Origin of the sequence: Microbacterium sp. B35-04, from assembly GCF_010634885.1 — a bacterium.
Classification (GTDB): domain Bacteria; phylum Actinomycetota; class Actinomycetes; order Actinomycetales; family Microbacteriaceae; genus Microbacterium.
This window is the reverse complement of the sequence record NZ_MWLP01000023.1, coordinates 37,015-61,217: the sequence shown is the minus strand read 5'-3', so window position 1 is coordinate 61,217 and position 24,203 is coordinate 37,015. Positions and strand designations below refer to the sequence as shown.

The following is a 24,203-nucleotide window of genomic DNA, read 5'->3' as shown; positions in this document are numbered from 1 at the left end:
GACGGTTCCGGTGCGTTACCTGAACGTTACATGTGAGTGGAATGTTCAAAAAGGCCAGATCAACGCGCCGCATCCTGCGCCGCGCGCGGGCGGGAGAGCGCTCCGAACTACGATCGGAGAACCCCTGCACCGCTATCGAGGAGGCTCGCCCGTGCCCTCACCCACTGCTCCCGTCGCCACCGGCGCCCTCGCTCACGCCGAGGATCTCGCCGCCTTCGTGGCGGCGTCGCCGTCGAGCTTCCACGCCGCCGCCGAGGTCGCGAATCGCCTGGAGGGCGCGGGGTTCACCCGTCTCGACGAGTCGGCCGGCTGGCCGGCGCCCGCGGGCGGAAGATTCGTGGTGGTGCGCGACGGCGCTGCGATCGCGTGGGTGGTGCCGCCGACGGCGACCGCCGCCACGGGCGTGCGGGTCTTCGGGGCGCACAGCGACTCTCCGGCGTTCAAGCTCAAGCCGAAGCCGACGACCGGGCGGCTCGGCTGGCTGCAGGCGGGCGTCGAGATCTACGGCGGGCCGCTGCTCAACTCATGGCTCGACCGCGAGCTGCGTCTGGCCGGTCGTCTCGTGCTCGACGACGGAACGAGCGTGCTGGCCGCGACGGGTGCGCTGCTGCGCCTGCCCCAGCTCGCGATCCACCTCGACCGCGAGGCGAACGACCATCTCGCCCTCGACAAGCAGTCGCAGACGCAGCCGGTCTGGGGGCTGGGATCCGCCGACTCGGCCGATCTCCTGGGTGAGCTCGCCGTTCAGGCCGGTGTCGACGTGGCCCGCATCCGCGGCTACGACATCGTGACCGCCGACGCCGCGCGCGGCGCGACGTTCGGGCACGATGACGTCTTCTTCGCTTCGGGTCGCCTCGACGACCTCGCCTCGGTGCACGCGGGAGTGGTCGCGCTGGAGCGGGCGGCCGGAGGGCACGACGCCGACCACATCGCGATGCTCGCGGTCTTCGACCACGAGGAGGTCGGCTCGGCCACACGATCCGGAGCCGCCGGCCCGTTCCTCGCAGACGTGCTGGAGCGACTGTGGCTGTCGCTGGGCGCCGATCGTGAGCAGCAGCTGCGGGCACTCGCGGCATCGTGGTGCGTGTCGAGCGACGTGGGCCATTCGGTGCACCCGAACTACGCCGAGAAGCACGACCCCGTCGTCCAGCCGGTGCTCGGGTCGGGCCCGATCCTCAAGATCAACGCGAACCAGCGCTACGCCACCGACGGCGCGGGTGCCGCGGCCTGGAACGGGTGGTGCGCGGCAGCGGGTGTCACGAGCCAGGAGTTCGTCTCGAACAACGCGGTGCCGTGCGGCTCGACGATCGGCCCGATCACCGCGACGCGCCTCGGCATCCGCACCGTGGACGTCGGCATTCCGATCCTCTCGATGCACTCGGCGCGCGAGCTCGCCGGGGTCAGCGACCTGTGGGACCTCACCCGCGTCGCCGAGACGTACTTCCGCGGCTGAGGTCGCGGCGCGCTCGCCGCCGCTCTGACACTTCGGGCGCTCGAACGCAACCCCCTCCGCGGAATCCGCCCGGCGCCGCGAGGGTGTCGTGAGAGACCCAGGAGGAGCGCATGAAGGCGATGACCTACCGCGGACCGTACAAGCTCCGCGTCGAGAGCAAGCCCGAGCCGAAGATCGAGCACCCCAACGATGCGATCGTGCGCGTCGAGCTCGCCGCCATCTGCGGATCGGATCTGCATCTGTATCACGGCATGATGCCCGACACCCGGATCGGCCACACGTTCGGCCACGAGTTCATCGGCACGGTCACGCAGGTGGGCGGGTCGGTCGAGAGGCTCCGCGTCGGCGACCGGGTGATGGTGCCGTTCAACATCTACTGCGGCTCGTGCTACTTCTGTGCGCGCGGGCTGTTCTCGAACTGCCACAACGTGAACCCGAACGCCACGGCGATCGGCGGGATCTACGGGTACTCGCATTCCACCGGCGGCTACGACGGCGGACAGGCCGAGATGGTGCGCGTGCCGTTCGCGGATGTCGGACCCTCTGTGATCCCCGACGACATCGCCGACGAGGACGCACTGCTCCTCACCGACGCGTTCTCGACCGGCTACTTCGGCGCACAGCTGGCCGACATCGGCGAGGGTGACACCGTGGTCGTGTTCGGCGCGGGTCCGGTAGGGCTCGCGGCGGCGCGCTCGTGCTGGCTCATGGGCGCGGGTCGCGTGATCGTGGTCGACCATCTGGACTACCGCCTGCAGAAGGCACGGGAGTTCGCCTACGCCGAGACGGTGGCGTTCACGCAGGTCGGCGACATCGTGCGTGAGCTGAAGCGGATGACCGACGGGCTGGGAGCGGATGCCGCGATCGACGCGGTCGGCGCGGAAGCCGACGGTCACGTGATCCAGCACGTGACATCGGCGAAGCTCAAGATGCAGGGCGGCTCGCCGGTGGCGCTGAACTGGGCGATCGACTCCGTTCGCAAGGGCGGAACCGTGTCGGTCATGGGTGCGTACGGCCCGATGTTCAGTGCCGTGCGCTTCGGCGACGCGATGAACAAGGGCCTCACGCTGCGGATGAACCAGGCGCCGGTGAAGCGCCAGTGGCCGCGGCTGTTCGAGCACATCCGGGCCGGCTACCTGCGGCCCAGCGACCTCATCACGCACCGCATCCCGCTCGACCACATCGCGGAGGGGTACCACCTCTTCTCGACGAAGCTCGACGACATCATCAAGCCGGTCATCGTTCCGGCGCCCTGAGAAGGGGAGGACGACATGCCCTACACCTCGAACAAGCCTGGCTCCCCGGCCAGCCCCGACGAACTGCGCGCCCGCATCCCCGGCTGGGGAGCCGACGCCGACCCCGCGCAGCGTCCCGCGGTGCCGCGGGAGCAGCCCGGCATCGAGACCGGCGCGCATTGGAACCTGCCGGAGGACCAGCCCGGCCGCGGCGGACGCGAGAAGTCCGTCGAGCATGAGCGGCTCACGCCCGTGTTCGGCACGGCACAGCCCTTGCATGGAGTAGCCGGCAGAGTGCGCCGCTACGCGTACGACACCTACAGCGAGGGGCAGACCGCGCACTGGCTGCTGCTCCTGCTCGGCGATCGCGTCGACTCGACGACGGCCCACCTGAAATCCCTCTTCTCGCGGCGGCCCGACGATCCGATCACCCAGAGCGGCATCCTGGGGGAGCGCGGCCACCGGCCCTTCGCGTCGCGCTTCGGGCGCGGGCGAGCCGACCTGAAGCACGCGTGGCTTGATCCGCTCCTGGTGCTCGGGCCGTGGCTGCTCGCGGGAACGATGATCGTCATGCTGGGCCGGGCGATCGTGCGGCCGGCCGCCCGCCGGCGCAACGCCCAGGGGTGACGGCGTCTGCGGCCGCGACTACCGCTCCAGTGCCAGGTACTGGTGGGTGAAGGCGACGGCCATGCCGCCCTCGCCGACGCCGGCGACGACGCGCTTCACCGAGCCGGAACGCACGTCGCCGACGGCGAAGACGCCCGGAGCTGTCGTCTCGAGGGCGAACGGACGCCGCGTCTCGGCCCACCTTCCCGATTCGAGGGCATCCGCCCCCGTGAGCACGAAGCCCCGCGCGTCGAGCGCGACCCGCGACGGCAGCCAGGCCGTCTCGGCATCCGCTCCGATCATGACGAAGAGGACGTCGACGTCGCGGCGGTGCACAGCGCCGGTGCGCCGGTCGGCGATGTCGGCGGCGCGCAGGGCGTCAGCACCGTGGAGCGCCACGACCTCGCTGCGGGTCTCCACCCGGATGGCGGGGATGGCCGCGAGCTGGTCGATGAGATACCGCGACATGCTCGCCTCGAGCGACTCGCCCCTCACCAGGAGCGTGACAGAACGCGCGTGGCGGCTGAAGAACAGCGCCGCCTGGCCGGCCGAGTTTCCGGCGCCGATGATGCTCACGTCGGCCCCCTGAGCGACGGCGGAGTCGCTGCGCGCGGCGCCGTAGTAGACGCCGTTGCCGAGGAACCTTCCGACGTCGTCGAGGGGGAGCGTGCGCCACACGACCCCGGTGGCGAGGATCACCACCTCGGCGCCGACGACATCGCCACCGTCGAGCGTCAGCTCGTGAGTGACCGGGTCGAGCGCCTCGACGGTGCGCGTCACCACCAGCTCAGCGCCCAGGCGCTTGGCCTGCTTGAACGCCCGGCTGGCGAGATCGTCGCCCGAGATGCCGAACGGGAAGCCGGTGTAGTTCTCGATCCGCGTCGACGTGCCGGCCTGTCCGCCGGGTGCGAACGTCTCGACGACGAGCGTCCGCAGGCCCTCGGCCGCGGCGTTGACGGCGGCCGTCAGACCGGCCGGCCCGGCGCCGAGGATGACGACGTCGTAGTCGCGGACTGCCGGCGCCACGTCGAGCCCCACGGCTTCGGCGACCTCTCGCATCGTCGGGTTCTCGAGGCGTCGCCCGTCGGCCAGCTCGAGGACGGCGTCCCCGACTGCGTCTGCTCCGGCATCCACCGTCACGCTCTCGAAGTCGACCTGGTTGCGCGTGAGGAAGCCGCTCACACGATGCGCCCGTGCACTGCGCCGGGGGTGGATCAATCGCACCCCGGGCTCGCGCTGCTCCGCGGCCATCGTCTGGAGTGAGTCGAGGTAGCGCCGTGCGAGAGCGGCGACCCGATCGGGCACCGACGGGGCGAGCGCGGCCAGCGTGTAGTACACGGCGGGCTCGAGCTTCAGCACGCGGGTCGGTCCCGCGGCGCGACCGCTGGCGGGGAACGGCGTGCTCAGCGTCATCGGCACCTCGCCGAAGAACCGGCCGGGCCTGCGCGTCCCGATGACCCGCTCGTCGCCGTTCACGATCTTGGTGATCTCGGCGAGACCCTCGACCACGACGAAGAGCGACCGCTCGTCGCCCTCGTGCGCGAAGTACTCGCCCGGGACGAGCCGGATGTCCTCGACGGCGCCGGCGAGGTAGGTCAGGCCCTCCTCGGGCACCCCTTCGAACACGCGCATCGCGCGCAGACCGTCGACGGTGATCATGCGGCTCCCAGCAGCCAGGCGGGAGCGCGTGCGCACCCGGCGACGCGATGCGCCACGGGGCGAAGCTACCGGGGCCGTCGAGCGCCGGTCAACCCGAACCCCAGGCCGCGCAGACGCTCGCGTGGGGAACGAAGGCCTCCTGTTGCGTGACGCGGTGACCTGCCAGGTCCACTTCGCAACGGGAGGCCTTCGCGAACGGCTCAGCCGCTCGAGTATCGGATCAGCCCGGCAGCTGACCGCCTCCGCTCGCATGACCCGGCATCCCCGGAACTCCGGCGTGATCAGGCGGGCCTGGCACCCCCGCGTGGTCGGGCGCGTGGCCGTGGCCGCCACCCGGTCGCGACGGGTCGGAGAGTCCGCCGTGCGTGAGGCTGAGGTGCGGCGCCGAGTGGATCGTCGTCATGGCACCTTCCTCGGCGAGCAGAGCGTCGAGGATCGTCGAGGGGAAGTGGTTCGCGGCGAGCTCGAAGTAGCTCATGCTGTGGGCGGTGACGCCGACCGCTCGGAGATAGTCGATCGTCCGCACATTGGCGAGCTTCGCGATGTCGCCGGTGTAGTACGGGAAGCTCTCCGGCGCCGCGACCCACGAGCTGGCGGCCTCCACCGCGTCGCCGAGACCGGCCCCGTTGGCGTTGACGTACGAGTGCAGCTCGAATCCGTGGCCCTCGAGCGTCTCAGCCGTCAGCAGAAGCGGCAGCAGCGAGAAGTGCGTGTACCAGATCCCGTAGTCGCCCACGCCGTTGTTGCGCGTGACCTCCTCCGGCATGTGCCCGTTCGCGTCGATCTGGTGCTCGATCAGCTCGGTGGACCGCGTGTACGCCGCCTCGATCGCCGCCGAGTCGTCCAGGTACGCCGCGCTCGCCGTGGTCAGCTCGAGAGCCCAGCTGCCCCAGTTGTTCATGCGATGGAGGATGGACCCTGCGACCGGAGTCGCCGTCTCCGCAAGGAAGCCTGCGAACGCACGCTCTCCCTGCTCCGACCACGCCGGCGTGCCGCGGAGCAGCTCGGCGGCGAACACGAACGCGGGGAAGTGGTAGCTGAACGCCAGCGCGGAGTCCTCGCTGGTGCGCACGCAGTCGACCGTGCCCATCCACGCGTCGATGAACCGGGCGGCGTGTGAGCCGTAGCTCTCGTCGCCGGTGAGCCGGTACGCCAGCGCCAGCTGGTAGGCGGTGTTCGCGTCGTTCTGCAGTCCGTCGCGCGCCGCCCGGTGGGCGGTGGGGTTGTTGTAGAAGAACGGCACGAAGAAGACCTCCGGCGGTGCCGGCGTGCGCGCCATCCCGGCAGCGACGTCGGCCATGAGCAGATCGAACCCGGATGCCTGAGGCTCGACGCCGCGGTCCACGCGACGGGCGACCTCGGCGATGCGCTCCGGGCTGTTCAGGACGAGCCCGCGCTCGGCCGCCGCGGCGGGCTCGCCCGACCACGCGACGCAGTCCGCGGGTGCCGGCTCGTCGCGCTGCGCAACGCCGGTCAGCTCGACGGAGTCGACGACCATCCGAAGGTCGCGGTGCGCGGCGAGCGAGAAGCCGCCGTCGTCGAACGACGAGTCCGTCACGGAGAGAAGCGGCTGCGCCGCCCCGCCCAGCAAGACGTCCAGCCGGGCGCCGTCCAGGCGAGCCGTCACCGTGACCCAGTCGGTCCCAGGCCGTGCAGCCGTCGTTGTCGCGCCCAGGTACGTCACGCCCGAGTTGCCGGCCGCCTTGATCACCGCGAGCTCGCCGTTGTTGCGGAGCAGGACGGTGTAGCCCGACTGCGTGTAGTCGTCGGTGGTGCCGGCGCGGTGCACGGTGAAGCCCGCCCACGCCGTCGCGCCGCCGCCTTCGGTTCGGAAGGTCGCGGTCGCCGTGCTGACGGGCTCGAGGTCGAGCTCGGTCAATGCCAGCACCGATCCGCGCGTCGAGCCCGGCGTCACGACGCGGGCGGCGCCGTCGGCCGCCTGCCAGTCGCCGGCGGCGCTCGTCCACGCGCTGCTGAGCGTGTCGAAGTCGTCGCGGAACGTGCTGTCCTCGCCGGTCTGTGCGAGCGCCGGCTGCGCCGCTCCCACCAGCGCGAGCACGGCGACAGCGGCGAGCGAAGCTCGCCATCGAGCCTTCATCATCGGTTTCCTCCTTCTGTTCGGCTTTTCGAGCTGTTCGGCCTTTCGAGGTTGCGAGCTCGAGTACGCGGCGGTCCGCGCCGGTTCAGTAGACGCGGATCGACACCACCCGCGCCTGCGGGGCGCCGTTCGTGGCGAGCACGCGCAGGCGGAGCGCCTGCACGTCGTCGGCGGATGTCTCGTGCACCCGCTGCCGGCGTCGGTTGGCCTCGACACGCACGATCTCGCGCCAGGCGCCGCCGCGCTCACGCGCCTCGAGCACGTAGTCCCGCACGAGTTCGGGGAAGATGCGATCGGGCGTGCGGTGGTGGTGCAGGGTGTTGAGCTCCACGTCCGTGTCGTCGTCGAAGACGAGACGGATGCTGCGCACCCGCTGCGGCTCGGACCATTCGAGCGTGAGCGACTCCGCGGCCTCCGGCTCGGCGCCGCTCGGCAGCGACATCCAGAGGTTCGGGCCGCCGTAGAAGCGCTGATAGCCGGCGACGGCAAGGGACTCGTCGAACGCGGCGGTCGCGGGGCTCACCCGCACGCGGGGCGTGCGGCCGCGCAGCGGGATGGCGGGCCAGGCGATGACGCTCTCGGACTCGTCGACGGCGACGTTCGCGTCGCCGTCGGCCTGCGGGCGGTGGGGGAGAGCGAGCACGCCCGGAATCTGCGCCTCGCTCAGCACGACCGCCACGCCCTCGGCGGCCTCGAGCACCACTACGACGCTCTCGGGCTCATCCGGGTTCCAGCTGAGCGGGAGACGTACCCACTGAGGTTCGGGCGAAGCCGCGACCCCGACTTCGACGCGCGCGCGCTCGTCGATCGGCACCGCGTTCTGCGGGTGCCCCGTCGTCCACAGCGACGCACCGAGCGTCACGTCGCGCTCCGCGTGCAGCAGGACCTCGACGTGGTCCAGTCGAGGGTCGACGGGCAGCAGGATCCCGAGATCCCGCTCGAGCGCGAACGGCGCCTCGCCGGCGCCCGGCACCAGCTCTGCCGGGTCGAGCGTGCGGGCGGTGCTCGACGCGGTCACGACGGCACGGCGGGAGAGATCGGACGGATCGCAATTTCGGATGCCGAAGACCGAGGCATCCTGCCGCAGCATCGTCTGGCGGAGGGTCTCGACGTGCGCCGTCGCCAGCTCGCGCGGACGCACGCCGAGGTCGAGGGCCAGCGACGCCCCCGTGCCCGCCGCCTCGCCCCCCGCGCCGCAGGTCGCCATGACGCGCGTCGAGCCGAAGGCGACGTGCGTCGCCGAGATGTCGCGGCCGGCCAGGAGCAGATTGGCGATGTTGCGCGAGTAGTAGCTGCGGAACGGGATGCCGTAGATGCCGTTCGAGTAGCGCTGATGAGCGCCGGCCTTCGTGGCGTACATCCCCTCGACCGGGTGGAGGTCGATCGACCAGCCGCCGAAGGCGACGGCGTCCGGATGATCGACCTGGTCGAGGATGTCGTTCTGCGACAGCACGTGGTCGCCGAGGAAACGGCGGTACTCCCTCTTGCCCGGAAGCGAGCCGACCCACTCGAGGTCCAGGTTCGCGGCATCGAACTTCCCGGAGTTCTTGATGTAGTCCCAGATGCCGAAGATGACCGAGCGCAGCTCGTCGCGGATGATCTCGTTGTCGTGGACGGTGTCGAGATGACCGCCCCATTCGATCCACCAGTAATGCGCGCCCTTGTCGCCCGAGCGCAGGATGCGCGACGTGGGGATCGGGGTCTTCGTGATGTCCTTCGCGGAGTCCGGGGCGACGAAGTCGACCGGGCGGCCGAGATCCTTCGTGTAGAAGAGGATCGTCGAGCCGAGCAGCTCACCGTCCGCTTCCTCGGGTGCCCACGACTCGCCGAACTCGTGCGACGCCTCGCGACCGATCCGGTACTCGGCGCCGGAGAGGTGGCCGACGAGGCCGTCGCCGGTGCAGTCCAGGAAGTAGGGGCTCGTGAAGGTCGTGAGAGTCTCGGATCCCATCGTCCATCCGTGCACCGCGGTGACGACGCGCTCGCCGTCGATGTCGGCGGCATCGACCTCGCGCACGTCGGTGTTGAGGAAGACGGTGATGTTCGGCTCGGCTCGGACCGCGTCGAAGACGACCTCGTCCCAGATGATCGGGTTCCCCTCGGGGTTGCGGTACTGGTTCTCGACGTAGAGCTCGCCGATGACTCCGCTCTCGCGGGCGAACCGCTGCACCCCGTGTCCAGTTGCGCCCACGACCCAGACGCGCACCTCCGACGACGAGTTGCCGCCGAGCACCGGTCGATTCCCGATGAGCGCCACCCTCTTGCCGAGGCGCGCCGCGCTGATCGCGGCGCAGACGCCGGCAAGGCCGCCTCCGACCACGGTGATATCGGCTTCGACGTTCTGAGTGCGCATGGTTCCTTCGGCGGGTTGCGGGGCAGGGGAGGTCGCCGGCCCGGGGACGAGCCCGGGCCGGCGTGGAGGAGGGGTATTCAGATGAGGCCGTTGATCGTGTCGCCGGCGGTCTTCATGGCGTCGGATGCCGACTTCTGGCCGATCAGGACCGCTTGGACCTGCTCGGCGATCGCGGTCTCCATCTGCGCGTACGACGGGTACTCCCATAGCGGGCTCGGCTTCGCGGTGGAGGTGACGGTCTCGGTGAAGGCCTGGACGAACGCGTTCGCGGTGACCGTGTCGGAGGCGAGTGCCGCTTCGGTTGTCGGTGGCAGCCCGAGTGCCGCGAAGTAGTCCTCGCTCTGCTGCGGGTCGCTGGTGAGCCACTGCGCGAAGTCGGCGGCGGTGCCGGCACCCTCGCCGTCCACGACGACGACGAGATGGCCCCACAGCACGTGCTGAGGAGTGGACCCCGCCTTGACGACGGGCCGCGCGATGGGGGTCATCTTGTCGCCGAGCGTCGCGTCGGGTGACTGCGACACGACCGACGACTTGCCGACCGGCGCGTCGTCGTAGAGTGCGGTGGCGCCCTGCGAGAAGAGGGTGCGGGCTGCCGCGCGGTCGACGTCGGCCGCGATCAGGCCGTCGTCGTACAGCTTCTTGTACCACTCGACGGCTTCGACCGACGCGTCGTCTCCGATCGTCGACTTGCCGTCCTCGATGATCGGCGAGCCGAATGTCTGCATCCACACGACGATGTCCTTCAGCTGCGCGGCCTTCGTGCTCGCCGCGTAGGGGATCAACCCGATGCCCTTCAGTGCGCGGAGGCCATCCTCGAACTCGTCGATCGTGCCCGGCGTGAGCGAGGCTCCCGCCTTGTCGAACAGCTCGGCGTTGCCGATGAGGCCGATCGCTCCGATCGTCCAGGGGAGTCCGAGCTGCTTGCCGCCCGACGTGCCGGCCCCCAGTGCGGCATCGGTGTAGCCGCGGCCGCCGGTGTATGCCGACAGGTCGGTCAGCTTGCCGAGTGCCGCGATGGCCGACAGCCACGCGACGTCGAGCTGTGCCGCACCGGAGAACTGCCCGCCGCGAACCTGCAGGGTGAGCTGATTCAGATACTCGTTGTACGGGTACGCGCTGGTGTCGATCGAGATGCCCTCGGCGCTCGAGAAGCTCTTGAGCGCCGCCTCGATCGTGGGCTTCGCCGCCTCCTCGGACAGGCTCCACGACGCGAATGCGAAGTCGGTCGGCTCCGCTGTACCGGGAGTCGTGACCGGCGCGCCGGCGCCTCCGGTCGAGCAGCCCGCGAGGCCGAGCAGAGCGGCCCCGCCGAGCCCCAACACGGAGTAGCGCAGCAGAGACCGCCGCGAGATGTCGTTTGCCATGATTTCTCCTTCGAAACAGTGCGATCGGGTGGTGGTGGGAGAGGAACAGCAGGGAGATTCAGCCCTTGACGGCACCGGCGGTGATCCCGCCGACGAGGAAGCGCTGGAGCAGGATGAAGGCGATGCAGACGGGAACAGAGACCACGAGCGAGGCCGCCATGAGCGCGGGCCACGACGTGCTCGCTTCGGAGATGAAGGTGTTCACGAGGCCCGGGGGAAGGGTCTGCCGGTCGGGACCCGCAAGGGTGAGCGCGAAGATGAAGTCATTCCATCCCCGCACGAAGGCGAACAGCCCTGCCGCGACCAGTCCAGGAGCGGCGAGCGGAAGGACGATCGAGTGGAAGATGCGCCACGGGCCGGCGCCGTCGATGCGGGCGGCTTCGATCAGGTCGTCAGGAAGCGCATCGAAGAAGCCCTTCAGCATCCAGACGCACAGCGGGAGCGTGAAGGTGGTGAACGAGAGGATGAGTGCGAGGTAGGTGTTCAGCAGGCCGAACTGTGCGAAGACGAGATAGAGCGTCACGAGCAGCAGCGCCTGAGGGAACATCTGGCTCGACAGCACGAAGTACATGAGGGACTTGCGGCCGGCGAAGCGGTACTTCGAGAAGGCGTAGCCCATGTACATCGACACGATCACCGAGAGCACGGCGGTGATCACCGAGACGATCACGCTGTTGCGGAAGTAGACGAAGATCGCCTCGTTTCCGAACACCGTCGCGTAGTGGGCGAACGTCACCTCCTTCGGGAACAGCGTCGGCGGGAACGCGAACACCTGATCGCTGGGCGTGAGCGAGGTGGCGAGCAGCCAGTACACCGGCGCGAACCCGAAGAGCGAGATCACGGCGAGAGTGATCCAGGTTCCCCAGCGGATGCGACGGCGCCGACGCCGGGCGGCGGGAGGCGGCGTCTGCTCGGCGAGCACCGTGATGGGTGTGGCGGTGATGGTGGTCACCGGTGGGCTCCCTTCTCGCCTCGCTCGGAGAGCCAGACGTAGACGACGACGAGGACGGTCAGCAGCGCCATCCAGAGGATGCCCAGCGCGCCCGCGTGACCCAGGTCGTACCCCTTGAAGGCGGTGTCGTACACCTCGGTCGCGAAGGTGTTCGTCGTACCCGCCGGTCCGCCGCCCGTGAGGACGAAGATCGTGTCGAAGTGCTGGAAGTTCCAGATGAACTCGAGCAGCACCACCAGTCCTGCGACGCCGCGGATGTGCGGCCAGGTCACCGTGAAGAAGCGCCGCACCGTGCCGGCGCCGTCCATCGCCGCCGCTTCGTGGAGCTCGGCGGGGACCGTCTGCAGCGCGGCGAGGAGCATCACCATGATCCAGGGGAAGGTGTTCCACGTCTTCGCGACGATCAGCGCGACGCGCGCGGTATCGGTCTGGAACAGCCAGGCGATCGGGCTGTCGATGGCCCCGATGCTCAGGAGGATGCCATTGAGCACGCCGTAGTTCGCGTCGAAGATCCACATCCAGAGGAAGGACACGACGACGCCGGGGATCAGCCAGGGGATGAGGAACGCTCCGCGGAGGAACCGCTGACCGCGGAAGGTCTGGTTCAGCACGAGCGCGAGCGCGAGTCCGATGACGAACGGCGCCACCGTGGCCCCGACGGTGAAGATGAGGGTCTGCGTGAGCAGCGGGCCGAACTCGGTGGTGAGGACGCCGATGATGTTCTGCATTCCCACGAACGTCATGCCGGGGTACAGCAGGTTCTCGTCGAAGAACGCCGAGATCAGGGAACGGATGAGCGGGTAGAGCACGATCGCGCACAGCAGCACGATGCCGGGGAGCAGCAGGAAGGCCAGGAACGTGCGCTCGCTGAGCGGGGTGCCTCGCGTGCGCCGAGCGGCGGCGGGAGCTGCCACGCGGGAAGTGGTCATCGTCGTCCTTCGCAGAGTCGGACCGGTGCGTCATCTCTGAGCCGCCGGCGGGGCGTCATCCTTCGACGCCGCCTACAGAGTGCACGAGCCGCGCACTATTCGCAACTGCTGTGCACTATGTGCATGGGTGTGCTTTACTGAGCGCACGGGCCGACGACGAACCGGAGGACACATGGCTGCTGACAAGGGCGCGAACCAGAGCGTGGAGAAGGCGATCTCCGTGCTCGAGTCGTTCGCCAGCGGCGAGCCGATGCGCGTGGGCGATGTGGCCCGCGCGGCCGGCATCGGCCAGTCGACCGCCTCCCGCCTGCTCGCCACCCTGGAGGCGGGCGGCCTGGTCGAGCGCGATGCGCAGACGACGCTCTACTTCCTGGGTTCAGAGCTGCTGACGCTGGCGGGCATCGCCATCAACCAGAATCGCGTCCATCGGGTCGGTCGTCAGATCGCCCAGGGGCTTGCCGGCAAGCTCGGTCTCGGCGTCAATCTCGCGCTGTTGCGCGGCGCCGAACTCATCTACCTCTGCAACTTCGAGGGTCCGCTCTCGCCCAAGTCGCACACCCTCATGGGGCAGCGGGTGCCGCTGCACGCCACGAGCATCGGGAAGTCGACGCTCGTCGGCACATCGCGAGACTCCCGTCACGCCCTGCTCCGCGAGCTCGTCGGCTACACCGAGGCGACCATCACCACTCACGAGGCCCTCGACCGGGAGGTCGCCCTGATCGCCCGCCGGGGATACGCCACCGAGGTCGAGGAGTTCGTGCTCGGCCGGGCGTCGGTCGCGGCGCCGATCCTCGACCAGTCCGGACGCATCGTGGCCGCGGTATCGATCTCGGGGCCGCGATCCACCATCGATCTCGAGACCCGTGAGGCGGAGCTCGGCCGGATCGTCATCGAGACCGCGGACCGCATCAGCTCCGGCCTCGGGTACCAGGGCCCCGCCGGCTGAGTCCCGCCCGATCCCGGTGTCGCCGACCGGGCGTACATTGAACCAATGCGCGCCGAACCGACCACCCGGAGCGCGCGGGCACAACTCGCCGCTCTCGCCGATCCCGCCGGCGACCGCCGACCGTTGATCGACCTGCCGCCGGAGCCCCGCGCCCGGCCGGCCGCGGTGCTCATGCTCTTCGGTGTGCTCGACGCGTTCCCGAGCGGCCACGACGCCGAGGCGCAGGCGGTGTCGCGCGATCTCGACGTGCTGCTCCTCTCGCGAGCGACCACGCTGCGGGCGCATCCCGGGCAGGTCGCCTTTCCCGGTGGGCGCGTCGACCCCGGAGACGACGGCCCGGTCTCGGCCGCGCTCCGCGAAGCCCGCGAAGAGACCGGCCTCGATCCTGCCGGCGTCGACGTGCTCGGCGAGCTCACCGACATCTCTCTCGCGTTCTCGCAGCACCTCGTGACGCCGGTGCTGGGTTGGTGGCGGCATCCGTCTCCCGTCCGCGTCGTCGACGAAGCCGAGTCTGCCGCCGTGTTCCGGGCACCCGTCGCCGACCTCCTGAACCCCGCCAACCGCGGCGTGACGGTGATCCGCCGCGACGGGCGGGAATGGCGCGGCCCGGGATTCCTCGTGCGGCATGCGACGGGGGAGCACCTCGTCTGGGGTTTCACCGGAATGGTGCTGGACGGGCTGTTCGACCGCCTCGGGTGGAGCGAGCCGTGGGACGACACCCGCGAGCTGCCCCTCGTGCTCCCGGGATGAGGGCGCGGGTCAGCGGTACCGGTAGTGCTGCGCGCTCGTGTTGACCCAGGCGATGAAGCGCCGGGCCTCCGTCTCGTGCGCGGTGGGATAAGGCGCGACCCAGACCTGCGCACCCCCGATCACCACGTGCGGCGCCATGCGGTTGATCGCACGGTTGATGGTGCGGGGCGTGATGGGCCCGGCTGCGCCGAACATCCGCCGCTCGACGGCCGCTCGCGTGAAGGCGGGACGCCGCAGCAGCGCATCGCCGGAGTCGACGGATGCCTCGACCTCGGCGACCGGCTGGCTCAGGTCGCCGAAGTGGATCCACCGCCCATCGATGACGATGCCGGCGAAGTCCTGCTCCTGACCGCTGTACCGCACATCGGCCGTCCAGCGGCGTCCGTCCCACCACCGCGTGCGTCCGCGCTGGTCGTCGTACCAGCCGGGCAGCGCGGGTCCGGCCGCGGCGGGCCCGGCATCCGTCCGCAATTCGATGTCGGGCGCGCGCAGATCGATGTACTGCTCGGTCCAGTGCGTGCCGTCCCACCAGCGCTGCTTGCCCGAGCCGTCGTCGTACCACCCGGGTGCGGGTTGCGTCGCCATGAACCGAGAGTAGTTCGTGACACGGAACCTCGGCGAGCGGCCTCGAGGCGCCGGGGCACGCCAGACTGGACCCATGCCTTCCGTCGACGACATCCTCCCCGCTGACCGACGCCGTCTCCTCGATCTCCCGGTGTATGCGCACCTCGGAACCGTCCGGCCCGACGACACCGTGCAGGTGAACCCCATGTGGTTCGAGTTCGACGGCGAGCACGTCAGGTTCACGCACACGAACTACCGGCAGAAGTACCGCAACCTCCAGCACAACCCGTCGATGTCGCTGTCGATGGTCGACCCCGAGCACCCCTTCCACTACCTGGAGGTCGCCGGCCGGCTGGTAGAGGTCGTCCCCGACCCGGAGGGCGCGTTCTACGTGCGACTCCAGAACCGCTACGGCAACCCGAGCCAGACGCCGCCGCGCGACAAGGCGGACCGCGTGATCCTCGTCATGTCGATCGAGCGCGCGACGAAGCAGTAGCGACGAGGCGGTAGCGACGAGGCAGCAGCGGATCAGCCGCGGTTCTCGGCGGCCCCGTAACCGGATAGCATCGTCCGGTGTCGACGAAGACCCCACCCGAACCCTTCCACCCCGACCTGGCCGCCGCGAGATGGCTGCCGCTCTTCAGTGCCGGACCGCGCACTCTGTGGATGTTCCGGCTGACGCCACCCGGCATCCAGCCGGAACCCGACGTCGACGTCTCGACGGTGCCTTTCCGCACGCCTGCCGGCGAACGGCCGTACCGGGTCTTCCGGCCGCGGCAGGCGCCTGACTCAGCAGCGGCAGCACCGTTGCCGGCGCTGTTCTGGATCCACGGTGGCGGACTGATCCTCGGTACGCCGCAGCAGGACGACGGCACCAACCTCGCCCTCGCGCGCGACCTCGGGATCGCCGTGTTCTCGGCGTCCTACCGCCTCGCCCCCGAGCATCCGGCACCCGCGGCGCTCGACGACCTCGTCGCCGGGTTCCGCGAGGTCGTCGCTCGTGCCGCCGAATTCGGCATCGACCCGAGCCGCATCGCCGTCGGGGGTGCGAGCGCCGGGGGCGGCCTGGCTGCGGCGCTCGCGCAGCGGCTGCATGACGAGGGAGGCCCACAGCCGGTGTTCCAGCTGCTGGCCTATCCGATGCTCGATGACCGCACCGTGCTGCGCGACGACATCGACACGCGCCACCTGCGCATGTGGTCACCGGCGAGCAACCGGTTCGCGTGGTCGGCCTATCTCGGCGCGGACGCCGGTGCGGCGGACGATGCTGCGGGTGCCGGCATCCGCTCGTCCGTCGTTCCCGCGCGGCGCGACGACCTGAGCGGGCTGCCTCCGGCGTGGATCGGGGTCGGCACGCTCGACCTCTTCCACGACGAGGACGTCGCGTACGCGAATCGCCTGGTCGCGGCCGGTGTGCCGTGCGAGCTCTCCCTCGTGCCCGGGGCGTTCCACGGCTTCGACGCGGTGTTCCGCAAGGCGGGGGTGTCCCGGGCGTTCCACGCAGAATGGGCGCGCGTGCTGCGCGGCGCATTCCAGCTCGAGACGGAGACCGCCGGCTGACGTCGCGGCCGTTCAGGCGCACGACCTGACTGCATCTCCCCGTCGGTCGATGCGTCAGGAAGCCTGGCCGGGCTACGGTCGGGGGATGACCCCGCATCGGCTCACCCGCGACCAGGCGCGCCGTATCGTGGTGCGCGCGCAGCTGCTCGATGCCGAGCGGCCTGGTGACGTCGTCGAGGTCGCCGAGCAGCTGGGGTACATCAAGATCGACCCCACCGCGACGATCGCGCCGTGCGAGCAGACCGTGCTGTGGTCGCGCATCGGCTGGTCGTACGAGCCGGGTCAGCTGCGCAAGGTCGTCGAGGACGACCGTCTGCTGTTCGAGTTCGACGGCACCTTCCGCCCCATGAGCGTGCTGCCGCTGATGCTCCCGGGCATGCGGCAGTGGCCGCAGCGCGAGAGCAGCCGGCAGTGGCTCGAGGCGAATGCGGGGTTCCGCGCCGACGTCCTCGCCCGACTGCGCGCCGAGGGGCCCCTGCTCGCGAGCGACATCCCCGACACCGCGCAGGTGAGCCGGGCACCCGACGGCTGGTCCGGTGCGAACCAGGTGCCGCACATGCTCGACTTCCTGCTGCGCCAGGGCGAGGTGGCCATCGTCGGACGCGAGGGTCGCCGCCGCCGGTGGGATCTCGCCGAGCGCGTCTACCCGCGGAACATGCCCGAGTACGACGACGAGGAGGCCGCCCGGCTGCTCGCGGAGCGCCGCCTGCAGTCGGCCGGGCTGGCCAAGCCGCACTGGTACTGGAGCGGCGTCGCGAAAGACACCGGGGAGCCTGGCGTCGTCGAGGGCAGCACGACGGCGTACCGCGTCGATCCCGAGGCGCTCTCTGCGCTCGACGACGACTCCGGCGGGCGGGTGGCGTTCCTCAACCCCTACGACAGCCTGCTGTTCGATCGTCGACGCCTCGAGGAGCTGTTCGAGTTCACCTACGTGCTCGAGCAGTTCAAGCCGAAGGCGCAGCGCCGGTACGGCTTCTTCGCCCATCCGATCCTGATGGGCGATCGCTTCGTCGGGATGCTCGACGCCGAGGTCGACCGCGAACGCGAAGTGCTCAAGGTGAACGCGGTGCACGAGTTCCTGCCCCTCGAGCCGGAGGAGTCCGACATGGTGCGCGCCGAGATCGCCGAGCTGGCCGAGTGGCTCGGCGTATCGGTGACCGGACTGCCCTGAACAGGACGGATGCCGCCCCGCGGCGGCGAGCGGCAGACGCGGCGCGGGGGCGAGAGGTGCGGCTGCCGTCGCCCTCTCGGTACGCTCGAAGACGTGACTCCTCGTACGCTCGCCGGTGGCGCCATCCTTCGTGAGGCCCGCTCGGGTGACGAGCCGGGGATCCTGGCATGCATTCGTGCGCTCGCCGTGTACGAGCGCGAGCCGGACGCTGTCGAGAACACGGTGGGCGCCCTCGAGGCTGCGCTGTTCGGCGACGAGCCGCGGGTCTTCGCCCACGTCGTCGAGCGGGACGGCGAGATCGTGGGCATCGCGATCTGGTTCGTGACCTACTCCACGTGGACCGGGCGGCACGGCTTGTGGCTCGAGGACCTCTTCGTCGACCAGCACCAGCGCGCCTTCGGCTACGGCAAGTCGCTGCTCGCCTCGCTGGCGGCCGTGTGCGTCGAGCGCGGATACTCGCGCTTCGAATGGACCGTGCTCGACTGGAACGAGCCGGCGATCGGCTTCTACCGCTCGATCGCCGCCGAGCCGATGGGCGACTGGACGACGCAGCGTGTCACCGGCGAAGCGCTCGCCGCACTCGCGGCGACGCTCGACGCCTGACCGGCGCGCGTCAGTCGGTCACGGCACGCGGTTCGACACGGTCAGCAGGACGACCGAGTCCTCGAGCGCGGCGAGGCTGTGACGTTGCGGCGGCACGGTCAGGTGATCACCGGATGCCCCTTCCCACGCATCGTCGCCGGTGATCAGACGCACGTGGCCCTGGAGCACCTGCAACGTGGCCTCGTGCGGGCTGTCGTGCTCGGAGAGTTCGTGCCCGGCGAGCAGTGCGATCACGGTCTCCCGAAGGGCGTTCTCGTGGCCGCCGCGGATGGTCCGCGCCGCGCGGCCGCTGGACGCCACTCGCGCCTTCGCCATGAGGTCGTCGATCAGGTCGGCCAGATCCGTGCTGTGCATCGTCATGCCTCCATCGCCTCGGATGGCCGGAGTCTACCGGTGCGGATCGTCCCAATGACAGGGAACCGACGGAGCGGCTCAGCCGAGCATCTCGGATCCGCCGTCGTCGGGCGGCTCGGCGACGACCTGCAGCCCGACCGGCGAGTTGGCCGTGCGCATCAGCGCCTCGAGCCAGGTGCGGTTGATCTTGGCCGTCCGGCCGCCGTAGTAGGTGAAGACCAGGCTCGCAGCCGCGTGCACCCAGACAGTCGTCCGTCCGCCGCCCGTGCTGACGTCACCGTGCCACGTGAAGTAGAACGGCTCATTCCGGCGGAGCTTCGTGCCGATGGCGACCTGGAGGTGCGAGAGCACGCGATCGTCGAACTCCGTGCGGACGCCGCCCTCGTAGATGAACTTGCCCACGTGCCTCCTTCGGCGAGCGGCGTGCCCGCTCCAAGAGACTCTGCGACAGCCCGGTCGACGCCGGCTCCCCGCGGACCGCCCTGCGAAAGCGGAGCACGGAAAGCGAAACCTCACGCGGCCGCCGTGGAGGGACTTCAGCCGCCGTGCAGTGTCTGCCGCGGCGACCTCCCGTACGCGTCGCGGTAGTGCTTGGCGAAGCGCGAGGCGCTCGCGAAGCCCCAGCGCCGCGCGACCTCCGACACGCTCGCGGGCTTCGCGTGCTGCAGTTCGGCATGCGCCCCGGCCAGCCGTTCACGGCGGAGGTACTCCGTGGGCGTCTGATCGAGGGCGCGACGGAAGGCGTACTGGAGTCCCCTCGACGAGATCCCGGGTGCCGCGGCGACGTCATCGATCGTGATCGGCTCGTGCGCGTGCTGCTCCATGTAGGCGATGGCCCGCCGGACGCTCCGCGGGGCGGCACCCCGCTGGGACGAGCGTTCGAGGGCGGCGCCGAAGGCGGGTGAGAACGCCGCGAGGGTGGCGTGCAGCGCGTGGCGCCGCAGCTCCACCTCGATCATCGGAGTGCTGAGCCCCGGCACGAAGAACGACCCGGCGACGTGCTGGAACACGCGCTCCCAGTGCGCGGCGAGGTCCCGGTCGATCGGAGCGGAGCTCGTCGTCGCAGCGCGCAGCGTGAAGCGGTCGTCGCCGGCCAGACGCCGTGCCTCCTCCTCGGCCGAGGCACGGTCGAACACGAACGCGCGCACGTCGGCGCGCGTGTGCCAGCGCGCACTCGTCGGCCCGTCCAGCGCGAGCCACGGCAGCCCGGCATTCAGATCGCCGCGGGGTGTTCCCACCCAGCCGCCGCGGGAGGCCACACGACAGCCCATCAGCTGACCGTCCGGTTCGATGGCGGACTGCACCGAAGCGTTCAGCCGGTACTTCACGACTGAGAAGCCGGGTGTCGCGGCGGACGTCCACGAGAACGCGAACGTGCGAGGATCCACTCGCTGCAGGGCGGCCGAAGGCACGAACTGGCGCCACGTCGACTCGACATCACCCACGTCCCGCGACGCGAGCGTCAACACTTCGCCCAACTGCCCCTCCCGGCATCCCGGGCACATGTCGCCGTGTCCGGTCCGGACACTCTAACCTGCGCGCGCGGGACGACCGGAATCACCCTGAGCACGCAGCGGCAGACGCGACGCCGGGCCGCGGCATCCGGGAATCCTGTTGCTCCCGGTGCGGTTGGATGATCATTGCACCGAAGGGAGCCCGCATGAATGGACTCGAGGTCACCGTCCTGCTCGGAATCACCGTCCTCACCGGTGCGATCCTGGCCCCGAAGCTCAGAGTGGCCGTCCCACTGCTGCTCGTCGTCGCGGGACTCGCGCTGGGGTTCATCCCGGAGGTGCGCGAGATCGAGCTGCCGCCCGAGACGGTGCTGCTGCTCTTCCTGCCGGTCCTGCTGTTCTGGGAGAGCATGACCACGTCGCTGCGTTCGATCATCCGGGACTTCCGCGGCATCGTCCTCATGAGCACGGCGCTCGTCGTCGCCAGCGCTTTCGCCGTCGCCGGCGTCGCCTACGCCCTCGGGCTGCCCTGGAACGCCGCGCTCATCCTCGGCGCCGCGGTCGCCCCGACCGACGCGACCGCGGTCGCTGCGCTCGGGCGCATGCTGCCGCGGCGCAACTTCATGAACCTCAAGGCCGAGAGCCTCACCAACGACGGGACGGCGCTGGTCATATACGGGGTCGCCGTCGGTGTCGCCGCGGGCGGCCAGTACACCCCGCTCGACGTCACCGGCCTGGTGGTGCTGTCGTACGTGGGCGGTGCGGCGGCGGGTGTCGTCGTCGCGGGTCTCGCTTACCTCGTGATGCGACGCGTGCGCAACACGCTGAACCTCAACATCGCCCTGCTGCTCGTGCCGTTCACGGCGTTCCTGCTCGCCGAGCTCGTCCACGCGTCGGGTGTGCTGGCGGTCGTCGTGGCCGGACTCATCGTGGCGTACATCACGCCGCGGATCAGCACGGCGGCGTCGCGGCGTCAGGCGGCGTGGACATGGCCTCTCGGCTCGTTCCTTCTCAACGGCTCTCTGTTCGTGCTCATCGGCTTCGAAGTGCAGGCCGTCGCGCATGAGATCCCCGGGCGCGAGATCGGCTGGCTGGTGGTGGTCACCCTGGCGTCGTGGCTGGTGCTGCTCGTAGCCCGGTTCGTGTTCCAGACGACGTCGGTCATGATCATCCGCATGCTGGATCGCCGGCCATCTCAGCGACTGCGCCGGACCACGTACCGGGCGCGGATCGTGAGCGCGGTCGCCGGCTTCCGTGGCGCGGTGTCGCTGGCGATCGCGCTCTCTGTGCCCCTTACGACGACGGCCGGAGATCCGATGCCGGGGCGCGACGAGATCATCTTCGTCACGGCGGGCATCATCCTGCTGACCCTCCTCGTGCAGGGACCCATCCTGCCTGCGGTCGTGCGGTGGGCCCGCCTCCCCGAGGACATGGCGATGCAGAGGGAGCTCGAACTCGCCGAGCGTGCGATCACCGGCGCGGCGCTGACGGCGATGAAGGATCTCGCCCACGACCACGGTGTCAGCGAGGAGACGCGCGACCGCCTCACGCGCGACTACTATGACTACCTCGAGCGCAACAACGAGCGCGTGCAGGCGCGCGAGCAGGCCGAGGTCGACCGCAGGATCGTCGATCTCGACTCGATGATCGGGGCGACGGATGCCGAGGCCGAGGCAGCCGCGACGGCCACTGCCGTGCTGGATCCGCCCGCTCCGCTGCCTTCGCCGCGCGAACGCGACGAGGAGTACTCGCGACTGCGGATCGCGCTCCTGGACCGCAAGCGCGAGGTGCTGTATCGGCTGCGCCGCGAGGGCGCCGTCGACGATGCCGTCGTGACACAGATCCAGACCAGGCTCGACGTGGAGGAGCTGCGCATCACGGGCATCGAGGTGCTCGACTGATTCTGCGGCCGATGGCGCGGCCGCCCGCCGCGTGAGGAAGGAGTTCAGGCCGCGGGTTCGCGCAGGCCGGCCGAGATGAGATCGGCGAGTGCGGGCAGGTCGGCGGCATCGGCCGGGCCGGCGAGCTCGTCGCCCGCCTCGAGCTCCTCGTCTGCCGAAAGGGCCGCGAGCGTCGGGGTCGTGATGATCGCGACCCAGGCCTCCGCGGCGATCCGCACGCGCCGTGCGGCGATCGGATGCAGGATGCTCGCGCCGAGCACGCGTTCGACGATCGCCTGCAGCTGGCTGCGGTAGTCCCGCAGCCTCGCGCGCACCTCGGGGTGCGTCCGGTGCTCGCGCCACACGATGACGCGGCGCACCGCCGACTCGCCCTGAAGTTCGCGGAGCCTCCCCGTGACGTTGAGCAGCGACTGCGCCGGGTCACCCTCGGCGATCAGCGCGGAGGTGTCGATGGGATCGAGATCGAGCCGTTCGCCCATCAGCGCGCGCAGCAGATCTGTCTTGCTGGGGAAGTAGTAGAAGAGCAGCCCCTTGGGCACGCCGGCCAGGTCGGCGATCGCCCCGGTCGGGGTGGCGTCGAAGCCGCGCTCGGCGAAGAGGCGCTCGGCCGCATCGAGGATGAGGATCCGGCTCTCCCGGCTTCGCGTCATCTCGGATCCTCAGGAAAGGCGCTGGGGCCGCCGGCGGTGTCCGGCGCCCCCGTCTCGACGGCGCACGTCAGTGGGGAGGGCACCCTCAGTGCGGGAGGGAACGGTCGTGCATCTGCATGGCCGGTCGGATGGCGAGGGCCGCGACGATCACCGCGACCGCCCCGCCGATCCAGCAGATCCAGGCGGCTGCGGAATCCATGCTGGCGTAACCACCCAGCCACGGAGCGACGAACAGCACCGCACCGAGCGCGAGCTGCACGTACTCCATCGCGACCATCCCCGGCATCGCGAGGTTCATGACGCCGGCGGCGATCAGCAGGATGCCGACGATCAGCATCCATGGCATGGAGGCGCCCATCGGCGGCATGAACAGCGCCGCCACTGCGGCGACGAGGCCCACGACCACGGCGACCCAGTCCTCCCAACGAGTCCACTTGTTCATCGGAATCTCCTCCTTCGGAGGCGGTGATGGCTCCCGATCGGGGGTCGATTCCACGGTATTCCTGACTGACCGACCGGTCAAGATCCCTCCCGAACGCTCCCGTTGCGCTCCGTACGGCGGCGTCACACGCGGGTGGGCTGCCAGCCGAGCGCGGGGGCGACGTGCTTCGCGAACGACTCGACCATCCGCAGGTTGAACTCGACGCCGAGCTGGCTCGGGATCGTGAGCATGAGCGTGTCTGCCGAGGCGATGGCGGCGTCGTTCTGGAGTTGCTCGACCAGCTCGTCGGGTTCCCCGGCATAGGTCTTGCCGAAGGTCGAGCGGATGCCGTCGATCACGCCGATCTGGTCGCCGTCCTGGCGTCCGCCGAAGTACATGCGCTCCTCGGCGGTGGTGATCGGGAAGATCGAGCGGCTCACCGAGACGCGCGGCTCGCCGGCGTGACCCGCCTCCCGCCACGCGGCGCGGAATCCGTCGATCTGCTCCGCCTGCAGGATGTCGAACGGCCGCCCGTCCGCCGAGGTGAGCAGCGTCGACGACATCAGGTTCACGCCCGTACGGCCCGCCCACTCGGCGGACTCGCGGTTGCCAGCGCCCCACCACACGCGGGAGCGGAGCCCGGGGGAGTGCGGCTCGATGCGCTGCAACCCCGTGCCCCCGCCGCCGAACGGCGAAGAGTCGTCGCGCTCCGCCAGGCCTTCGCCCTCGATCGCACGCAGGAAGAGGTCGAAGTGCTCGCGGGCGGTGTCCGCGCCGCGGGGGTCGTCTGACCCGGTGTATCCGAAAGCCTCGTAGCCGCGCACGACGGTCTCGGGTGACCCGCGGCTCACGCCGAGCGCGAGCCGGCCGCCGGAGATGAGGTCGACCGCGGCGGCCTCCTCCGCGAGGTACAGCGGATTCTCGTAGCGCATGTCGATCACCCCGGTGCCGACCTCGATGCGCTCCGTCCGTGCCGCGATAGCGGCGAGCAACGGCATCGGCGACGCCTGCTGACGCGCGAAGTGGTGGACGCGGAAGTACGCGCCGTTCACGCCGAGCTCGTCCATGCCCTGGGCGAGGTCGATCGCCTGCAGCATCGAGTCGGCGGCAGTGAGCTGCCGCCCGCCGCCCAGCGGGCCGTAGTGTCCGAACGAGAGGGTTCCGAAGCGCTGCATGTCGA

At 70.2% G+C, this 24,203-nt stretch carries 23 protein-coding genes; 10 read left to right on the top strand and 13 right to left on the bottom strand.

Annotated features, from left to right (window positions below):
• The first annotated feature begins 151 nt into the window (after positions 1–151).
• From B1729_RS06970 to B1729_RS06960, 3 genes are all read left to right on the top strand, one after another.
• Positions 152–1,453, top strand: coding sequence for a M18 family aminopeptidase (locus tag B1729_RS06970; protein ID WP_163631509.1), 1,302 nt, complete (start codon positions 152–154; stop codon positions 1,451–1,453).
• A gap of 110 nt (positions 1,454–1,563) precedes the next feature.
• Positions 1,564–2,709 (top strand): zinc-dependent alcohol dehydrogenase, encoded by a 1,146-nt coding sequence (locus tag B1729_RS06965; RefSeq protein WP_163631506.1) that lies wholly within the window; start codon positions 1,564–1,566, stop codon positions 2,707–2,709.
• Positions 2,710–2,724: 15 nt separating this feature from the next.
• Positions 2,725–3,315 carry a hypothetical protein gene (locus B1729_RS06960; RefSeq protein WP_163631503.1) on the top strand — a complete coding sequence of 197 codons (591 nt, stop codon included), beginning with the start codon at positions 2,725–2,727 and terminating at the stop codon, positions 3,313–3,315.
• 18 nt (positions 3,316–3,333) lie between these two features.
• On the opposite strand, the gene B1729_RS06955 is transcribed toward B1729_RS06960, so the two are convergent.
• The 6 genes from B1729_RS06955 to B1729_RS06930 form a co-directional block, all read right to left on the bottom strand.
• On the bottom strand, positions 3,334–4,953 hold the full coding sequence (locus tag B1729_RS06955) for a cyclic nucleotide-binding domain-containing thioredoxin-disulfide reductase (RefSeq protein WP_163631500.1): 1,620 nt from the start codon (positions 4,951–4,953) through the stop codon (positions 3,334–3,336).
• A 220-nt stretch (positions 4,954–5,173) separates the two neighbouring features.
• Positions 5,174–7,054: an alginate lyase family protein gene (locus tag B1729_RS06950; protein ID WP_163631498.1), complete on the bottom strand. Its 1,881-nt coding sequence runs from the start codon at positions 7,052–7,054 to the stop codon at positions 5,174–5,176.
• An 82-nt stretch (positions 7,055–7,136) separates the two neighbouring features.
• Positions 7,137–9,404 (bottom strand): FAD-dependent oxidoreductase, encoded by a 2,268-nt coding sequence (locus tag B1729_RS06945; RefSeq protein ID WP_163619194.1) that lies wholly within the window; start codon positions 9,402–9,404, stop codon positions 7,137–7,139.
• Between the two features lie 77 nt (positions 9,405–9,481).
• Entirely contained in the window at positions 9,482–10,768 is a 1,287-nt protein-coding gene (locus B1729_RS06940; RefSeq protein WP_204260144.1) for an extracellular solute-binding protein, read from the bottom strand.
• 58 nt (positions 10,769–10,826) lie between these two features.
• Positions 10,827–11,720, bottom strand: a complete 894-nt coding sequence (locus B1729_RS06935) for a carbohydrate ABC transporter permease (RefSeq protein ID WP_163619196.1) — start codon at positions 11,718–11,720, stop codon at positions 10,827–10,829.
• Positions 11,717–12,649 (bottom strand): sugar ABC transporter permease, encoded by a 933-nt coding sequence (locus tag B1729_RS06930; RefSeq protein WP_163631495.1) that lies wholly within the window; start codon positions 12,647–12,649, stop codon positions 11,717–11,719. Before B1729_RS06930 ends, B1729_RS06935 begins: the two co-directional genes overlap by 4 nt.
• A gap of 172 nt (positions 12,650–12,821) precedes the next feature.
• On the opposite strand from B1729_RS06930, the gene B1729_RS06925 reads away from it, so the two are divergent.
• Positions 12,822–13,595 carry an IclR family transcriptional regulator gene (locus B1729_RS06925; protein ID WP_163619200.1) on the top strand — a complete coding sequence of 258 codons (774 nt, stop codon included), beginning with the start codon at positions 12,822–12,824 and terminating at the stop codon, positions 13,593–13,595.
• 45 nt (positions 13,596–13,640) lie between these two features.
• The gene (locus tag B1729_RS06920) at positions 13,641–14,345 is read left to right on the top strand and encodes a CoA pyrophosphatase (protein ID WP_163619202.1); all 705 of its coding nucleotides are present in this window, start codon (positions 13,641–13,643) and stop codon (positions 14,343–14,345) included.
• Positions 14,346–14,354: 9 nt separating this feature from the next.
• Here the strand turns inward: B1729_RS06920 and B1729_RS20575 are convergent, their stop codons facing one another.
• Positions 14,355–14,930, bottom strand: coding sequence for a DUF2510 domain-containing protein (locus B1729_RS20575; protein WP_204318880.1), 576 nt, complete (start codon positions 14,928–14,930; stop codon positions 14,355–14,357).
• 73 nt (positions 14,931–15,003) lie between these two features.
• On the opposite strand from B1729_RS20575, the gene B1729_RS06910 reads away from it, so the two are divergent.
• The 4 genes from B1729_RS06910 to B1729_RS06895 all read left to right on the top strand — a co-directional run bounded on the left by B1729_RS06910 (position 15,004) and on the right by B1729_RS06895 (position 18,243).
• Positions 15,004–15,405, top strand: coding sequence for a PPOX class F420-dependent oxidoreductase (locus tag B1729_RS06910; RefSeq protein ID WP_163631492.1), 402 nt, complete (start codon positions 15,004–15,006; stop codon positions 15,403–15,405).
• Positions 15,406–15,482: 77 nt separating this feature from the next.
• Positions 15,483–16,469 (top strand): alpha/beta hydrolase, encoded by a 987-nt coding sequence (locus B1729_RS06905; protein ID WP_163631490.1) that lies wholly within the window; start codon positions 15,483–15,485, stop codon positions 16,467–16,469.
• Positions 16,470–16,554: 85 nt separating this feature from the next.
• Positions 16,555–17,640 carry a crosslink repair DNA glycosylase YcaQ family protein gene (locus B1729_RS06900; protein WP_163619208.1) on the top strand — a complete coding sequence of 362 codons (1,086 nt, stop codon included), beginning with the start codon at positions 16,555–16,557 and terminating at the stop codon, positions 17,638–17,640.
• A gap of 93 nt (positions 17,641–17,733) precedes the next feature.
• Complete coding sequence (locus B1729_RS06895) at positions 17,734–18,243, top strand: GNAT family N-acetyltransferase (protein WP_239526082.1); 510 nt, start codon at positions 17,734–17,736, stop codon at positions 18,241–18,243.
• Between the two features lie 18 nt (positions 18,244–18,261).
• Here B1729_RS06895 and B1729_RS06890 read toward each other — a convergent pair whose 3' ends face one another.
• From B1729_RS06890 to B1729_RS06880, 3 genes are all read right to left on the bottom strand, one after another.
• Positions 18,262–18,603 (bottom strand): cupin domain-containing protein, encoded by a 342-nt coding sequence (locus B1729_RS06890; protein WP_345770784.1) that lies wholly within the window; start codon positions 18,601–18,603, stop codon positions 18,262–18,264.
• 72 nt (positions 18,604–18,675) lie between these two features.
• Positions 18,676–18,999 (bottom strand): ATP-dependent DNA ligase, encoded by a 324-nt coding sequence (locus B1729_RS06885; RefSeq protein WP_163631487.1) that lies wholly within the window; start codon positions 18,997–18,999, stop codon positions 18,676–18,678.
• A 134-nt stretch (positions 19,000–19,133) separates the two neighbouring features.
• Entirely contained in the window at positions 19,134–20,042 is a 909-nt protein-coding gene (locus B1729_RS06880; protein ID WP_239539473.1) for an AraC family transcriptional regulator, read from the bottom strand.
• A 215-nt stretch (positions 20,043–20,257) separates the two neighbouring features.
• Between B1729_RS06880 and B1729_RS06875 the strand changes: the two genes are divergently transcribed.
• A complete protein-coding gene (locus tag B1729_RS06875; RefSeq protein WP_163619212.1) occupies positions 20,258–21,952 on the top strand; it encodes a Na+/H+ antiporter in 1,695 nt (564 codons plus the stop codon).
• 44 nt (positions 21,953–21,996) lie between these two features.
• Here B1729_RS06875 and B1729_RS06870 read toward each other — a convergent pair whose 3' ends face one another.
• From B1729_RS06870 to B1729_RS06860, 3 genes are all read right to left on the bottom strand, one after another.
• Positions 21,997–22,602: a TetR/AcrR family transcriptional regulator gene (locus B1729_RS06870; protein ID WP_163619214.1), complete on the bottom strand. Its 606-nt coding sequence runs from the start codon at positions 22,600–22,602 to the stop codon at positions 21,997–21,999.
• A gap of 85 nt (positions 22,603–22,687) precedes the next feature.
• On the bottom strand, positions 22,688–23,044 hold the full coding sequence (locus B1729_RS06865) for an SPW repeat protein (RefSeq protein ID WP_163619216.1): 357 nt from the start codon (positions 23,042–23,044) through the stop codon (positions 22,688–22,690).
• A gap of 122 nt (positions 23,045–23,166) precedes the next feature.
• The gene (locus B1729_RS06860; RefSeq protein WP_163631484.1) at positions 23,167–24,198 is read right to left on the bottom strand and encodes an LLM class flavin-dependent oxidoreductase; all 1,032 of its coding nucleotides are present in this window, start codon (positions 24,196–24,198) and stop codon (positions 23,167–23,169) included.
• Positions 24,199–24,203 lie beyond the last annotated feature (5 nt).